Here is a 15,020-nt window from a genome sequence, read left to right as displayed (position 1 = left end):
GACCATGGAACTTCCCGCCTCCCGCGCGGCGAACGAGCGGCTGCACCGGGTGATCCCCGGCGGCGCGCACACGTACGCCAAGGGCTCGGACCAGTACCCGGAAAACCTGGCGCCGGTCATCTCGCACGGACTCGGCGCGCGTGTCTGGGACGTCGACGGGAATTCCTATGTCGAGTACGGGTCGGGGTTGCGCGCGGTGAGCCTCGGCCACGTGCATCCGCGGGTGACCGAGGCGGTGCAGCGGGAGATCGGGCGGGGCAGCAACTTCTCCCGTCCGTCCATTGTGGAGGCCGAAGCGGCGGAACGGTTCCTGGCCACCGTGCCGACCGCGGACATGGTGAAGTTCACCAAGAACGGCTCCGACGCGACCACGGCCGCGGTGCGCCTGGCCCGCGCCGCCACCGGCCGTCCGCTGGTGGCCCTGTGCGCCGACCACGCGTTTTTCTCCACCGACGACTGGTTCATCGGCACCACGGCGATGGCGGCCGGCGTCCCGGGTGAGATCACGGACCTGACCGTGCGCTTCCCGTACGGCGACCTCGCGGCCACCGAGGCGCTGCTGCGGGAGCACGAGGGCCAGGTCGCCTGCCTGATCCTGGAAGCCGCGACGCAGGCCGACCCGCCCGAGGGCTACCTGGCCGGCCTGCGCGACCTGGCCCACCGGCACGGCGCGCTGCTGGTGTTCGACGAGATGATCACCGGCTTCCGGTTTTCCGAGCATGGCGCGCAGGGGTTGTACGGCGTCACCCCGGATCTCTCGACGTTCGGCAAAGCGCTGGGCAACGGCTTCGCGGTGTCCGCGCTGGCGGGCAAACGCGAGCTGATGGAACTGGGCGGCCTGCGCTCGGACCGTGACCGGGTGTTCCTGCTGTCCACCACCCACGGCGCGGAGACGCACGCGCTGGCCGCCGCCATGGCCGTGATGGACGTCTACGAAACCGAGGCGATCACGGCCCGGCTGCACGCCATCGGCTCCCGCCTGGCCGTCGGCGTCCGCGAGATCGCGGCGAGCCACGGCCTGGCCGATCAGGTGGTCGTGCGCGGCCGCAACAGCAACCTCGTCTTCGGCACCCTGGACACGGACGGTCGCCCCTCGCAGGATTACCGGACACTGTTCCTGCGCCAGCTCCTGATGGGCGGCGTGTTGGGCCCCTCGTTTGTCGTCAGCGCCGCACTGACGGACGCGGACCTGCAACAGACCTTGGACGCCGTCGCCGCGGCTTGCGTGGTCTACCGCAAGGCCCTCGACGCCGGCGACCCGTCACCCTGGCTCGGCGGGCGGCCGGTGAAACCGGTGTTCCGGCGGAAGGCCTAGCGCCTAGCGCCGGAACGAGTCGAGCAGGGCGCGGGTCGGTGAGCCGAGGCCGGTGACCATGGTGTAGCCGGGGCCGGAGGTCAGGTCGGAATCGGCGTACTGGCCCGGGGTGGTCAGCTGGACCCAGGTGCCCCCGCCGGCGACGGCCTGTTCCACCGTCGCGAAGGACTTCGTGTTCGGGGTGTTCACCGGATTGTCCAGCATGTGGTGGAAATCCTGGTGGCGCGCGTACAGGGCGGGGTTGGCGAACCCGATCGGGCCGTGGTGTGCCTGCGCCATCAGCGCTTCGACACCGGCGAACAGCGGGGAGGCGAGGCTGGTGCCGCCACCGTTGGTCGTGCTGTAGACGAGGTTTCCCTTGATGTCGAACGAAGTGTGGCCGTAGCGCAGGCCGAGGCTCGGGTCGGCGAGCGCGGCGACGTCCGGCACGGTTCGCGACGGCGGGCTGCCCGCCATGTCCGGTGGCACGGTGCCGCGCTGGTAGCCGGGTTGCGGGAAGCCGCTGCCGTCCTGGTCGCCGGGCGGGGCCGGAGTCCACTGTGTACCGTCGTCGGACAGTGCCGACGCGTCGTTGGCCCAGCCGGTCTCCCACGCGTACCGGTTGCCCGGACCGGTGGCCAGCGTTGTGCCGCCGACCGCCGCCTGCTCGTACGGCGCGATCGAGCCGGCGGTCAAGCCGGGGAGGCCGGTGCCGACCAGGACCGAACCGGACACGACGTCGGCCAGGTGCTCGTCCACGATCCGGGTCATCGCGTCCAGCACGGGGTGCCCGTCGTGCTTGCCGGGGGCGACGACGTACGCGATGTCCGCCGCCGGGGCCATCGCGTGCGCGGCCTCGATGTCCATGGTGAACTCACCGCCCGCGGGGCTGGTCCCCGCGTTTTCCGGGACGTACGTGGTGAACTGGCCCGGCGCGAACGGCGGTTCACCGTGCTCGGCGGAGAACCGGTCCGCGTCGGCCGGCGCGTTCGTCTCGTCGTCGAGGCCGATGATCCCGACGGTCACCCCCTTGCCGTCCAGGCCGGTTCCGGTGACCCCGTAGGCATCCCGCACCGCCTGTGGGGTGTAACGGGTTGGCCGGCGGATTCTTTGTGGCGCTTGCCTTCGCGACGTTCTTGGCCGCGGGCGGCTTCGCGGCTTTCGCCGGGAGGTTGTCCAGGCCATTCACCGTGAGGATGTTCGGCGCCACCGCAGCCGGGGCCGTGACCGCGGTGGTCGGGGCGTGATAGGTCGACGTGCCGGAGCGGTAATTCTCGAGCTGGGTGCCGAACGCCGTGGCGGCCTGGGCCGCGGTCGGGCCGAAGCGGGCCCGTTCCTGGGCCGGGGTGAGGTAATGGCCGTAATCCGGGCCGCCGGGATCGGACACCGACCGGGCATACGCGGGCTCGGCCGGGTCGGTCGGCCCGGCGTCGACCGCGCTGGCCGGCCGGTAGTCCATGGTCGGGACGGCCACCCGATCTCATGCGCTGGAGCCTAGGAAGAATGTTTCAGGAACCTGTCAGCGAACCAGCACCAGATAGCCGAGCCCGAGCACGCCCCGGTAGACGGACACGTACTCCCGCTCGCGTTGGTCGAGCCACTCGCGCGTCTCGGCGGCCCGGGGGTCTTCGGGGTGACTCAGCAGCCACTCGAGCCGGCCGGACCAGGAGGTCGACTCGAAGTCGTCCCACTCGCGCTGGTCGGCCGTGCTGAGGTGCCGCACGCGCCACCCGGTTTCGCGACAGGCTTCGAGCAGTCCGGGCAGCGTGAGGATGTCGTCGCCGAGGATTTCCCGCGCGGCTTCGGTGGGTTCGGCGGCCCAGTAGCCGTCGCCGAAGAGCAGCCGGTCGGTGGTCGCCGCGAGGGCTTCGAGGGCGGGCTTGGTCCCGCCGAACGCGTGCGAGGCGCCGATGCACATGGCCCGCTCGGCCTTCCCGCGCCACTCGGCAGCGGCCTGCTCCACGAACTCGACCTCGGCACCCCGCTCGGTCGCCGCCCTCCGCCCCCGGTCGAGCGCGACCTCGTCGACGTCGACGCCGATCCCCCGCGCCGCCGTGCCGTCGACCGCGCGGATCAGCAGCTCGCCCCACCCACAGCCGAGGTCCACGATGGTCCCCTCGCGGACGTCGAGTCTGCGCAACAGCAAGTCCGCGTGCTGCTCGTCCAGCGGGGTGTTCCAGCGCATGTTCGCCCGCCGCGCGAGCGCATAGTCGTCGACCACGTGCGCAGCATGGCAAGTCCACGCGCTCGCGTCGCGCGAATTAGCCGAGGAATCGTCCAACCGCGACGAAGGCGGCGAGCAGCAGCAGAAACACGTTGGCCGGCAAGGGTTGGCGCTCGTTGCGGGCCAGGTGCACGCGGAGTGCGCAGATCTGCACGACACCCAGGCCGACGGCGGCGATCGGGGTCAGGACCGCCGCGATTCCGGTCAGCCAGGGCAGGATCACGCCGAGCGCGCCGAGGAGCTCCACCAGCCCGACCGCCTTCACCCCGGCGTCCGACGTGTCCTTCATCCAGTCCAGGCGACCCGTGGCGATCAGCCGTTCGCGGGACCGCGCAACCTTGAGCCCGCCCGCCGCGAGGTACACCAGTGCGAGCAGGCCCTGGCCGATCCACAATGCGATATTCACCGTATTCCCCAATCCTTACCCCTTGTGCGTAGCCTGATGATCTGTGCGCACGGGGGCGGCCACAAAAGGCACAGCGATGTATGCGTCCAGGAAAGGAGCTTCAGATATGACGGAGGTCACATCGAAGGGCTCGCCGCGGATCCGTGAGGGTGGCGCGGTCCGCGAGGTGCTGGACCGGATCGGCGACAAATGGAGCCTGCTGGTGGTCGGCACCCTGCGGGCCGGGCCGCTGCGGTTCGGCGCGCTGGAGGCAGGCATCGCCGGCATCTCGCAGCGGATGCTCACGCTGACGGTCAAACACCTGGTCGAGGACGGCCTGATCACGCGCACCGCCTACGCCGAAGTGCCGCCGCGGGTCGAGTACGAGCTGACCGAGCTGGGCCGGAGCCTGGTGCCGCTGGTGATGGCGCTCGCCGAGTGGGCGATGGCCAACCACGAGCAGATCAACGCGAACCGGTCTCGTGCCGTCGAAGCCACACCCGGTCCGCCACGAACGCCGTAGCCGGGATCACCGCCAGTGCCGTGGCGAAGCCGCCGATCGTGTCCGTCGGGTAGTGGGCGCCGAGGCCGACTTCCGCCCACGCCATCAGGAATCCGCAGACCAGGGCGAGTCCCAGCATCAGCGCCACGGCAGGAGCGCGGCCCAGGCGAAAGCGGTCCACCAGCACGAACGCGGCGATCAGGGCCAACGCCGTGGCGAACGCCGTGTGCCCGCTCGGGTAGGACAGGAAGCTGCCGTGGATCGTCCGGCCGGTCACCGGTTTCGAGATCGACGTCAGCGCCACCGTGATCCCGCAGCCCACGAGGGTGAGCACGGCCGTCCGAGTGCGGCCCGCCAGCAGCGAGCCGCCGACGAACAGCACCATCAAGATCGCCGAACCCACCGGTTCGCCGCAGAAGTCGATCGCGTTGGCGAAGTACCACCACGGGTCGGGCAGGCCGTCCGGGCCCGGCAGCAGACCCGCGTCGAACGTGCTCGGGGCCGAATGGCCCGCGAACAGCAGGCCGAGCACCACCAGCGTCACGAGCCCCAGGCCGGCGAGCGCGAGCGAGGGCGCGCGCACCGAAGCGGGCAACGCCGGGCGGACCGCAGTTCTCATCGAGCCGAACCGTACGCCGTGATCGCCGCCTCGTAGCCCTCGATCAGCCGGCGCAGGCCGGTTTCCGGGGTGAACTCCAGTTCGTACCGTTCCCGCGCGGCCGCCCCCATCTTGCGGTTGCGCTCCGGATCCATGACGGCGTCGCGCAGCGCGTCGGCCAGCGCAGGCGCCGAGCCGGGCGTGTGCAGCAGGCCCGTGACGCCGTCGGAGATCAGCTCCTCGAACGCGCCGTGCGCGGGTGCGACCGTCGGCACGCCGGCGGCCATCGCCTCCACCACCACCAAGCCGAACGCCTCCAGCCAAGCCGACGGCGCGACCATCACCACCGCCCTCGCGGCCAGGTCACGGCACTCCTCGGCATTCTGGAGCCCGACGTACGACACGTCGTCGCGCGGCGAGGCCCAAGCGGCCACCTCGTCCGCCAGCGGGCCGGTGCCGGCGATCACCAGCGGCAGGCCGAGTGAGCCACCGAGCCGGTGCCACGCCGCCATCAGCAGGGGCACGCCCTTCTCCTCGGTCAGCCGGCCGAGGAACAGCACGTGCTCGCCGGCGCCGGTCCGGCGCACGCCGGGGTCGGTGACGAAGTTGTGCTTCACGGTCAGGCGGTCCGACGGCAGTCCCGCGTCCACGAGCAGCCACCGTTGGGCGTCGGAGATGCAGAAGAACCGCGTGACCCCGGTGCGCCAGCGGTGCCGGTTCGCGACGAGGTTGACGGCCATCGGCAGCGTCGCGACGGCGGACCCGCGGTAGCACCCGTTCCGCACCGCGGGCACCGGCGCGCCGCCGACGCAGTCCGTGCACACGTGACCGTCGCGGTACAGCGTGCCGGGCGGGCAGACCAGGCCGTAGTTGTGCAGCGTCGCCACCACCGGCACCCGCGCGTCCGCGCACGCCGCCAGCACCGAGGGCGAAAGCAGCGGGAACGTGTTGTGGACGTGCACCACATCCGGCCGCTCCACCCGCAGCCGGGTGGCCAGCTCGGCCCGCGCGGCGCGGTTCCACGGCACCTGCAACGGCACCAAAGCCTTGCGCGGCAACGACATCGACGCGATGTCGTCGCTCTGCCGCTCGAACCGGCCGACCTGCACGCCGCCGTCGTGCAGCAGCTTCACCTCGGCGTCGACGACGTTGTTCTCCCCGCTCGGCTGCTCGGAGCGGTAGCGGTTGTGGACGACGAGCACCCTCATGCGGGCCGGCCTTTCGGGATGAAGTCGTCCTCGCGCAGGCGCCCGCCGCCCTGCGCGAGCAGCGTCGCGGCCAGCGCCAGGTGCAGCAGGTACGGCGAAGCGTCGCCGAGCCCGGCTTCGGTGTAGGACGCGGAGACGCAGTAGGTGATCAGGAAGATCGCGCAGGCGCGGGCCAGCGACGGCGGCCGCAGCACCGCCACCGCGATCAGCACCAGCAGGAACGACGCGACGATGGCAATCCCCACGAAGCCCTGCTCGTGGTAGACGGCGAGCCAGCTGTTGTCGATCGGGAGCCCGTCGTAGGACTTGTCGGTGAGCCCCACGCCGAAGATGTACTCGTTGATCGTGCGCGGGGCCGAAAGCAGCGCGTCCCACACCTTCGCGCGGCCGGTGAGGCTGGAGAAGTTCTCCTCGCTCTGCCCGCGCAGGAACCACGCCTGCAGCAGCCCGCCGAGCACCACGGCCGAGAACCCGCCGAGCACCACCACCGCGGCGAACACCTTGCGCGCGCGGGCGCTGGTCAGCGCCAGCGAAAGCAGCGCGACGACCAGGCCGGCGACCAGCCCGAGCGTCGCGGTGCGGGTGTGCGACAACAGGAGCAGCGCGAGCGAGGGCACGATCACCGCCAGCGCCGGCTTGTACCCCAGCCGCTTGCCGAGCCACAGCAGCGCCGCGAGGCCCGCGATCACGGCCGCGTACTGCCCGACCTGCGGCGGGGTCAGCGGCCACACCGCGCCCGCGAGCCGCCCGCCGTACGTCCCGGGCATCGCCTTGCCGGGCGACACGGCCAGCCCGATCACGACCGAGACGAGCACCGCCCCGAACATCCGGATGTGGTGGCGCACAAAGGTGAACGACCCGTTCCACCACGGCGTGAGCAGCCACAGCGTCACCACGAAGACCGCGAACCGGAAGCACCGGAACAACGCCCCGAGCCCGCTTTCCAGGTCGAGGCTGGCCACGATGCTCGTGACGAGCAGCAGGCTCAGCAGCATCAGGTACGCGCTCGGCCGCACCTTCACCCGCGGGTTGAGCACCAGCGCCAGCGCGAACGCCGACATCAGCGCGCCCATGGTGACGATCTGGATCACCGAGCGCGGCAGCGGGATCACCGTCTGGGCTCCGGTGGAGCCCAGCGTGTTGAGGATCAGCAGCGCCCACGACGCGCCGACGAGCTTCGGCGTCGGCTCACCCGTCTCCACGGGCGTCGGCTGCCGGATGTTGTTCAGCAGCGCCAATTCAGCCACCTCCGCCGCGTTGATAAGTGGTGCGGGCGTCCTGGTCGTACGGCGCGCCCTCCCACTCGCCGATGCCCAGGATGTGGCTCTGGTCGCCCGCGATGAACGTCCACGGCCCGGTGTAGGCGTTGTCGTGCCAGGTGTTGCCCTGGCTCTGGGTGATCGCGGTCTGCACCACGTCGCCCATGTACGGGGACCAGTCCGGGTAGGTGCCGAAGTTCGACAGCAGCCCCATCCGCGCGCAGGTCTCCTGGCAGCCGACCACCGCCGGGTCGAGCACGAACCGGTTGTTGTGCACGTCCACGCGCTGGGTCTTCCAGCGGCAGTCGTCGTACAGCGGCTTCTGTGCGATCGCCGGCGCTGCGCACTTCGCCGTGTCCGGCACGAGCCTGGTGCAGACGCCGCTGGAGGTGTTGGCCGGGCTGTTGCAGAAGCGGTCCGCGTTCTCCCACAGCGTGATGCCGTTCCAGTTGTTCTCCAGCACGTTGCCGTAGACCTCCAGCTTCGAGGTCCGCGCCTGCACCCGCGGCTCGCCGCCGGACTCGGACAGGTAGATCGTCGCCACCGGGAAGGTGTCGCCGCGGTCGGTGTAGGCGCGGCCGTCGACGAGGTTGTTGCGGCGCAGCGTGTTGTTCCGGATCACGGCGTTGTAGCTGGTCTCGTACGTGATCGCGGAGCTGTCGTTGTCCTCGATCAGGTTGCCCTCGATCAGGAAGTCGTTGTCGTTCGTGTCGGCCCACAGCCCGGTGCCGCGGTTGTCGTGCACCCAGTTGCCGACGACGTCCGCGCCGTTCACGGCCCAGAACTTGATCCCGCCGGTGCAGCCGCAGCCGTCGACCTTCTTCTCCCAGTCGCCGGTGTTGTTGCCGGTGATCTCGTTGCCGCGCACCACCAGCCCGGTGATGTCGCCGTCGCCGGAGAACGCGTTCATGCCGTACTGCCCGTTGCGCCGCAGGCAGTTGTCCAGCACCTGCTGCTTCGCGCCGGCCATCAGCCCGGCGCCGTCGTTGTCCTGGACGGTGGTGTGCTGGATCAGCCAGCCGTCACCGGAGTCGTGGTTGACCACGCCTTCGTCGCGGGGCGCGGTGAATCCCTGCACGGTCAGCGACTGGATCTTGACGTTCTTCGCGTGCCCGGTGAACGCGTACTGGTTGACCCGGCGCCCGTCGAGCACGGCGCCGGGCGCGCCGACGTAGGTGTCACCGTCCTTGGGCTGCACCTGGTCGAACCGGTCGTCGCCGAGGTGGTGGGCGCCGGGCTCGAGCCAGAACGTGGTGCCAGGCGGGGAGTCCTTGGTCTTCGTCGCGAGGTCGTCGGGCACCGCCGGGTCCACGGTCACCGCGCCCGCCGGGGCAGTGGCGGGACCGGGCGGCAGCTTGTCGCACACCGCGGCGACGGGCCCGTCCGGCGCCGCCGAGGTCGCGGCGACCTGGCTCGACGCCGGGTCTTCGTCGGGCGCGCCGGAGCACCCGGCCAGGACCAGCGGGCACAGCGCACCCAGGAGCAGAGCCAGCCTGCTGGTCAGTCGCACGTCGTTCCTCTCGGCGAATCGGTCAGGTGAAGCGGAGCACGGTGGTCAGCGGTTCGGTGACAAAGCCGTTGCCCACCAAGGTGGTCGCCGGTTCGCGGCGGCCGAAGCCGGCCGAGTACCAGCCGAGCGGCGGGTTCGTCTCGCCGCGGTGCGCGGTCCAAGCGAGCGCGCCGGGAAGTTCCAGCCTCGCCGTGTGGCCCGGCCAGGCCAGCTTCGCGACGGCGCCGTCCAGGGTCACCTCGACGAGCGGCCCGAGGTGGAAGGCGAGCCGCGCGGGCACCGGCGTCCCTTCCACCTCGTCAACCACGGTCAGCGTGCGGTCGGCCAGTTCGACGCAACGGCGGTGCACGGCCGGGGCGTAGCCGTCGTGTTCCGCGCGCCAGCGCACCGGCCCGACGGCCAGCGTCCGCGTGCTCGCGTGGCGCGTCCAGAGGAACGGCCCGCCGGAGGCCGACTGGTCCGTGCCGCCGAGTTCCAGCGTGTTGTGGCCCAGCGTGGAGCGGAAGTACGAGCGCCATTCCGGCTCGCCGTGGTAGCAGTACGTGCCGGGGTCGGCGAGGATGTCGACGCCGTCGTGGCGGACCTCCAGCGAAAGCGCGTCCGCGTGGGCGTGGGCGGCGATGGCGAGGAAGCCGTGCGGCCCGCCGTCACAGCGGCACCAGATCTCCCCCGGCGCACCGGCCGGCGTGCGCAGGATGGTCATCCCCGCGTCGAACAGGTCGTCGGGTCGGCGCGGCGGCCGCGTCCCCTCCAGCGCGGGCACCTTGGCCAGCGTGGAGAACAACGCGGTCCGCACGTCGCCGCCCGGCACCTCCGGCCACCACTCGCGGCGGCCGAAGAGCGCGTCACCCGTCGCGAGCAGCGAGGCCCAGCGGCTCACGCCGGCGCCGTCGACGACCAGCCCGTAACCGTCGTCGGCGTCGCCCTGCCGCGGCGGCCGCAGTTTGGCGTCCACAATGGACGCCAGCGCGTCGCACATCCGGCGCAGCACCAGCCAGGTCGACTCGGGCACCACTGAATCGAACGCAGTGGCGCTGGTCTCCAGTACCGCCGTGAGGGCCAGCTCCAGCACCAGCCCGTGGTACTCGGTGGCCAGCTCGCGGTTGAGCCCGGAGGCAAACGTGTTGGCCTGCAGCTGCGTGTCCAGCGACCGCACCGCCGCTTCACGCCAGCCGGCTGACTCCGGGAACCAGTCGAACGCGCAGGCGGCCGCGAGCTGCCCGGCGTCCTCAGCGATCACGTGGTTGTTGGCCGAGGAGCCGCGGCTTCCGAAGGCGGCCAGCCAGCGCTGGTGGTGCCAGATCTGGTGCAGCGCCTCGGGATTGTCCTCGAACAGGCCGGGCGCGCCGGCCCAGCCGTCGAGCAGACGCCGCACCCACACCCAGGACAGCAGCCGGATGCCCAGCTCGATCCCGCTCAGCCAGTGCACCCCGCGCATCGGCGGGTTCGCCACCCACCAGGACTTCAGGTGGTCGGCCACGCGGTGGGCGTACCGGTCTTCGCCGGTCAGCGCGTACGCCGCGGCCAGCACGGTGAGGTGCTGGTGGCGCGAGGGCTCCCAGATCTGCTTGATGTCGCCGACCGTTTCCTCGCTGCGGTAGGAGATGTCGAACGAGTAGGCGTCGCCCGGCGCGCGCCGGCCAGTCTTCGGGTCGAAGGCCCAGTCGGGCGTGATGAGGTCAGTTCGCTCGACGCCGAAGTACTCGGCGTGCCCGTCCATCAGCCGCTCGGCCGTGGCCAGCAGCTCGCCGCGGGCGCCTTCGGATACTCCCGTGACCGGGCCGGACGGGGGAAAAGTGCGATGGGGCAGCCAGCTCGCCTTCTGCCGGGCGACGCCGCGCCACTGTTGCTTGCGCAGCGCCTCGGTGGCCCGGCCGGCGATCTCGGCCGGCCCCATCGCCGAAAGTCTTCGCAGGTACCAGGCGGGATCCATCACCCGAGCACCGCCGAAGGCTCCAGCCGCACCGGCGCGCCGGTTTCCAGGCTGCGGTTCACCGCGAGCGTCGCCAGCGTGGTCGCCACCAGCGAGCTGACGCTGATCGGCATCGCGACGCCGGTGGTCAGCGCCGTCACGAAGGCTTCGACCTCGGCGCGCTGCCCCTTGTCGCGGCCCTTCGGGATGCGGGAGCTGGACCAGCGTTTCCGGCCGTAGACCGACGCCCGGGTGAAGTCGTCGAACTTCAGCACCCGGCCGTCGGCCAGCACGTCCAGCGTCTCCTTCGGGAACGCGGTGGAGCCGCTGGTGACGTAGCTGATCGCGGCGGTCGAGCCGTCGGCGTACCGCAGGAGGACCTGGAGGTCGTGGTTGCCCGGGGTGGCGGTGGCGTAGACCGAAACCGGGTCGCTGCCGAGGAACCAGCTGACGGTGTCGATGAAGTGCCCGCCCTCGCCCGCGAACCGGGTGCCCTCGGCGTCGGCCTGGTTGTACCAGCTGCCGGAGTCGAGCCGGCCCGCGTTCACCAGGTAGCGCACCGAAGCCGGGCCGACGCGCGGGCCGAACTGGAGCCGCGCCTCGTGCAGCAGTGGCGCGAACCGACGGTTGAAGCCGACCTGCAGCCGGTCGTTGCCCGATTCCCCGATCGCCTCGACGATCCCGCGAAGCTCCTTTTCGGACAGTGCCAGCGGCTTCTCCACGAACACGGCCTTGCCCGCGAGCAGCGCGCGCCGGGTGAGCTCGGCGTGCGAGCTGTGCCGGGTCACGATGAACAGCGTGTCGACCGCGTCGTTCGCGAGCAGCTGGTCGAGGTCGGTGCTCGCGCGGGCGAAGCCGAACTTGCGCTTGGCGTTCGCGCCGGACAGCGCCGAAGTGGTGACCACCTCGGCCAGGCTGACGCGGTCCTGCTCGACCAGATGCGGCAGCAGCATCGAAGACGCGTAGTTCCCGGCGCCCACGAACCCGACCCGCAGCCCGCCGCGCGGGGTGGCCCGGGTGGCCGAACCCGCGGGCAGGGCGACCGACGAGACCACCGTTTCGGCTTCGGCCGGCTCGGCGTCCGGGTAGCGGAACAGCACCGCGACGGCCTTCAACTCACCGTCGTTGAGGGATTTGTAGGTCTGGACCGCCGAGGAGAAGTCCGCGACGTGCGTGATCAGCGGCTCGACGTCCAGCTTCTCGCGCGCCGCCAGGTCGAGGAAGCACTCGATGTTGCGCCGCTCGGTCCAGCGCACGTAGCCGATCGGGTAATCGCGGCCCTCCAGCTCGTACGACGGGTCGTAGCGGCCGGGCCCGTACGAGCGCGAGAACCGGACGTCCAGCTCCTTCTCGTAGTACGCGTTCCACGGCAGGTTCAGCGAGATCTTGCCGATGTCGACCACCCGCCCGCGGTCGCGCGCGAGCTTCGCGGCCAGCTCCACCGGGTCGTTCGTGCTGCCGCCCGCGGCGAGGTAGACCTGGTCGGCACCGTGGCCGCCGGACAGCTCGGCCACCGCGTTGTCGATCTGGCCGGAACCCGGGTGCCCGCAGGCCAGCGCGCCCAGCCCCTCGGCCAGCTCGCAGCGGGACGGGTCCGGGTCGACGCCGACCACCCGCGCGCCCGACGCCACCAGCAGCTGCACCACGAGCTGCCCGATCAGGCCGAGCCCGATCACCAGCGCGAGGTCGCCGAGCTGCGGCTCACCGCGGCGGACGCCCTGCATCGCGATCGAGCCGACGGTGCCGAACGCCGCGTGCCGCGCGGAAAGCCCGGCCGGCACCTTCGCGTACAGGTTCTTCGGCACCCAGTTCAGCTCGGCGTGCAGCGCGTGCTCATTGCCGGCGCACGCGACGAGGTCGCCGACCGAGACGTCGTCGATCCCCGCGCCGACCTCCTCGACCACGCCGCACAACGAGTAGCCGAGCGGGGTGTACGAGTCGAGCTTGTTGGTCACCTTGCGGTAGGTCGCGGGCAAGCCGTTGGTCGCGACGCTCTGCATCACCTTCGCCACCTGGTCCGGCCGCGAGCGCGCCTTGCCCAGCATCGACATGCTCGCCTCGGACACCTTCATCATCTCGGTGCCGGTGGAGATCAGCGAGTACGTCGTGCGCACGAGCACGCCGCCCGGCTTGCACGCGGGCACCGGGACGTCGAGAAGCGCCAGCTCCCCGCTCTTGTAGTTCTGCACTACCTGCTTCACAACGCTCCTAGCTGCTCGACGCCGCGGCGGCCTGGGCGCCGCGGTACCAGTACTCGAGGGTCAAGATGTGCCAGAGGTGCTTGGCGCGGTCCTGCTGCCCGGCGGCGTCCTCGGCCACGAGCTTCCGCAGTGCGTCTCGGCGCAGGAACCCGGATTCGACGAGCACGCCTTCGTTCACGACTTCCCGCACCAGCGGCGCGAGGTCACGGCTCATCCAGGCCCGCAGCGGAGCGCTGAACAGGCCCTTCGGCCGGTAGACGATCTCCTTCGGCAGGATCGCCAGCGCGGCCTCCTTGAGCGCCGCCTTGCCCTGGCGTCCGACGATCTTCTTGTTGCCCGGCACGCGAAACGCGGCCTTGACCACCTCGACGTCGACGAACGGCGTGCGCACCTCGGTGGACGCGGCCATCGTCGAACGGTCGGTGTAGGCGAGATTCAGGCCGGGCAGGAACATCCGGGAATCGGCGAGGCACATGCGGTTGACGTAGTCGGTCAGCGCGTTGTCGTTATAGGTGTCCGCGTGCTCGGTGAGCACGTCGTCCACCTCGGCGGCCAGGTCCGGGTTCACCAGGTCGAGCAGCTCGCCCCGGTCGTACATGGTGTAGCTGCGCCGGAACGCCGTCTCCTCCGGCAGTTCCGCGAACGACAGGAACCGCTTGGCGAACCGCACCGTGCGATAGCCGCGGCTGGCGGACGCGACCGGCAGCCGGTCCACCACGGCGCCGATCGGCCGGCGCACCGGGCCCGGCACCCGCTGGTACCGCAGGGCCAGCTGGTTGGCGAAGTGCTTGCGGTACCCGGCGAACAGCTCGTCGGCGCCCATGCCCGAGAGCAGCACCTTGACGCCGGCCTCGCGCGCGGCCGAGCAGATCAGGAACGAGTTGATCGCCGCGGGGTCGCCGATCGGCTCGTCGAGGTGGTAGGTCATCCGCGGCAGCAGGTCGAGCACCTGCGGCGCGATCTCGATCTCGTGCAGGTCCACCCCGAACCGCTTCGCGACGATGCGCGCGTACTTCAGGTCGTCCGGCATCGCCTCGAACTTGGCGTCCTCGGCGCGGAAACCGATGGTGTAGGCGGAAATCCCCGGCGTCTGGCGGGCGGCGAGCGCGGTCAGGTAGCTGGAGTCGAGGCCGCCGGAGAGGAAGGTGGCCACCGGCACGTCCGACAGCAGGTGCTTGCTGGTGGAGTCCGCGATCACGGCGTGCAGGTCGACGTCTCCGGTGTACGCGGCGCCTTCTTCGGCCACCTGGCGCAGCGACCAGTACGAGCCGCGCTCGCACGTGCCGTCCGGCCGGAACCGCGCCCACGTGCCCGGTTGCAGCTTCTCGGCTTCGCGATAGGCGCATCGGCTGTCCGGCACCCAGTAGTAGAGCAGCGACGCGATGAGAGCGGCCTCGTCCAGCCGAAGCTCGCCGCCCAGCTCGCCGGCGAGCGCCTTCAGTTCCGAGGAAAAAACGACGCCACCGCCGCGCCGGACGAAGAACAGCGGTTTGATGCCCAGCTGGTCGCGCACCAGCACCAGCTCGCCGGTGCGCTCGTCGAAGACGCCGAACGCGAACATGCCGCGCAGCCGCGGCAGGCAGTCCGTGCCCCACTCGCGCCAGGCGCGCAGCAGCACCTCCGTGTCGGACGTGCCGCGGAACTTCACGCCCTTCGCTTCCAGCTCCACGCGCAGCTCGGGCGCGTTGTACAGCTCGCCGTTGTAGGTCAGGGCCAGGCCTTCGGCCACCATCGGCTGCGCGCCCGTCTCGGACAGGTCGATGATCGACAGCCGTCGGTGTCCTAAGTGGACTTCACCGGTCCCGGCGCGGTGGTCGTAGCGGCCCGAGCCGTCCGGCCCGCGGTGCGTGAGGCACTTGGTGAGCCGGTCGGTCAGCGGGCCGCCGTCCGGCCAGTGGTAAGCGCCTGCGATGCCGCACATCGGCGT

The 15,020-nt window shown here is 71.1% G+C and carries 12 protein-coding genes and 1 pseudogene; 2 read left to right on the top strand and 11 right to left on the bottom strand.

The window, feature by feature from the left end:
- Positions 1 to 4: 4 nt before the first annotated feature.
- A complete protein-coding gene (locus BMY97_RS20275) occupies positions 5 to 1,315 on the top strand; it encodes a glutamate-1-semialdehyde 2,1-aminomutase (protein ID WP_091618615.1) in 1,311 nt (436 codons plus the stop codon).
- 3 nt (positions 1,316 to 1,318) lie between these two features.
- Here BMY97_RS20275 and BMY97_RS20270 read toward each other — a convergent pair whose 3' ends face one another.
- The 4 genes and pseudogenes from BMY97_RS20270 to BMY97_RS20260 form a co-directional block, all read right to left on the bottom strand.
- Positions 1,319 to 2,368 (bottom strand): S8/S53 family peptidase, encoded by a 1,050-nt coding sequence (locus BMY97_RS20270; RefSeq protein WP_091618431.1) that lies wholly within the window; start codon positions 2,366 to 2,368, stop codon positions 1,319 to 1,321.
- A 157-nt stretch (positions 2,369 to 2,525) separates the two neighbouring features.
- Positions 2,526 to 2,753, bottom strand: a pseudogene (locus tag BMY97_RS49590) (hypothetical protein); the annotation flags it as partial.
- A gap of 60 nt (positions 2,754 to 2,813) precedes the next feature.
- The gene (locus BMY97_RS20265) at positions 2,814 to 3,515 is read right to left on the bottom strand and encodes an SAM-dependent methyltransferase (protein ID WP_245787402.1); all 702 of its coding nucleotides are present in this window, start codon (positions 3,513 to 3,515) and stop codon (positions 2,814 to 2,816) included.
- A 40-nt stretch (positions 3,516 to 3,555) separates the two neighbouring features.
- Entirely contained in the window at positions 3,556 to 3,924 is a 369-nt protein-coding gene (locus BMY97_RS20260) for a DoxX family protein (RefSeq protein WP_091618430.1), read from the bottom strand.
- Positions 3,925 to 4,030: 106 nt separating this feature from the next.
- Between BMY97_RS20260 and BMY97_RS20255 the strand changes: the two genes are divergently transcribed.
- The gene (locus BMY97_RS20255) at positions 4,031 to 4,426 is read left to right on the top strand and encodes a winged helix-turn-helix transcriptional regulator (protein WP_091618429.1); all 396 of its coding nucleotides are present in this window, start codon (positions 4,031 to 4,033) and stop codon (positions 4,424 to 4,426) included.
- Here the strand turns inward: BMY97_RS20255 and BMY97_RS20250 are convergent.
- From BMY97_RS20250 to asnB, 7 genes are read right to left on the bottom strand one after another with little or no spacing between them, the layout of a single operon-like run.
- Complete coding sequence (locus BMY97_RS20250) at positions 4,368 to 5,024, bottom strand: phosphatase PAP2 family protein (protein ID WP_091618428.1); 657 nt, start codon at positions 5,022 to 5,024, stop codon at positions 4,368 to 4,370. The genes BMY97_RS20255 and BMY97_RS20250 overlap by 59 nt on opposite strands.
- Complete coding sequence (locus tag BMY97_RS20245; protein WP_091618427.1) at positions 5,021 to 6,211, bottom strand: glycosyltransferase; 1,191 nt, start codon at positions 6,209 to 6,211, stop codon at positions 5,021 to 5,023. The genes BMY97_RS20250 and BMY97_RS20245 overlap by 4 nt, the downstream gene beginning before the upstream one ends.
- Complete coding sequence (locus BMY97_RS20240; RefSeq protein ID WP_425425303.1) at positions 6,208 to 7,443, bottom strand: O-antigen ligase family protein; 1,236 nt, start codon at positions 7,441 to 7,443, stop codon at positions 6,208 to 6,210. The genes BMY97_RS20245 and BMY97_RS20240 overlap by 4 nt, the downstream gene beginning before the upstream one ends.
- Positions 7,444 to 7,450: 7 nt before the next feature.
- Positions 7,451 to 8,974 (bottom strand): right-handed parallel beta-helix repeat-containing protein, encoded by a 1,524-nt coding sequence (locus BMY97_RS20235; RefSeq protein ID WP_425425302.1) that lies wholly within the window; start codon positions 8,972 to 8,974, stop codon positions 7,451 to 7,453.
- 28 nt (positions 8,975 to 9,002) lie between these two features.
- The gene (locus BMY97_RS20230) at positions 9,003 to 10,913 is read right to left on the bottom strand and encodes an alginate lyase family protein (RefSeq protein WP_091618425.1); all 1,911 of its coding nucleotides are present in this window, start codon (positions 10,911 to 10,913) and stop codon (positions 9,003 to 9,005) included.
- Positions 10,913 to 13,093 carry a bi-domain-containing oxidoreductase gene (locus BMY97_RS20225; protein WP_091618424.1) on the bottom strand — a complete coding sequence of 727 codons (2,181 nt, stop codon included), beginning with the start codon at positions 13,091 to 13,093 and terminating at the stop codon, positions 10,913 to 10,915. Before BMY97_RS20225 ends, BMY97_RS20230 begins: the two co-directional genes overlap by 1 nt.
- A 7-nt stretch (positions 13,094 to 13,100) precedes the next feature.
- Positions 13,101 to 15,014: an asparagine synthase (glutamine-hydrolyzing) gene (gene asnB / locus BMY97_RS20220; protein WP_091618423.1), complete on the bottom strand. Its 1,914-nt coding sequence runs from the start codon at positions 15,012 to 15,014 to the stop codon at positions 13,101 to 13,103.
- Positions 15,015 to 15,020: the final 6 nt, after the last annotated feature.

This window comes from Amycolatopsis saalfeldensis (assembly GCF_900110575.1).
GTDB classification, from domain to species: Bacteria; Actinomycetota; Actinomycetes; order Mycobacteriales; family Pseudonocardiaceae; genus Amycolatopsis; species Amycolatopsis saalfeldensis.
The sequence above is the reverse complement of the archived record's forward strand: the minus strand, read 5'-3'. Positions and strand labels throughout refer to the sequence as shown.

Excerpts from the sequence above, each read along its gene's own strand:
- BMY97_RS20275 (WP_091618615.1), top strand. The coding sequence starts at position 5 with ATGGAACTTCCCGCCTCCCGCGCGGCGAACGAGCGGCTGCACCGGGTG.
- BMY97_RS20255 (WP_091618429.1), top strand. The coding sequence starts at position 4,031 with ATGACGGAGGTCACATCGAAGGGCTCGCCGCGGATCCGTGAGGGTGGC.
- BMY97_RS20250 (WP_091618428.1), bottom strand. The coding sequence starts at position 5,024 with ATGAGAACTGCGGTCCGCCCGGCGTTGCCCGCTTCGGTGCGCGCGCCC.
- BMY97_RS20245 (WP_091618427.1), bottom strand. The coding sequence starts at position 6,211 with ATGAGGGTGCTCGTCGTCCACAACCGCTACCGCTCCGAGCAGCCGAGC.
- BMY97_RS20230 (WP_091618425.1), bottom strand. The coding sequence starts at position 10,913 with ATGGATCCCGCCTGGTACCTGCGAAGACTTTCGGCGATGGGGCCGGCC.
- asnB (WP_091618423.1), bottom strand. The coding sequence starts at position 15,014 with ATGTGCGGCATCGCAGGCGCTTACCACTGGCCGGACGGCGGCCCGCTG.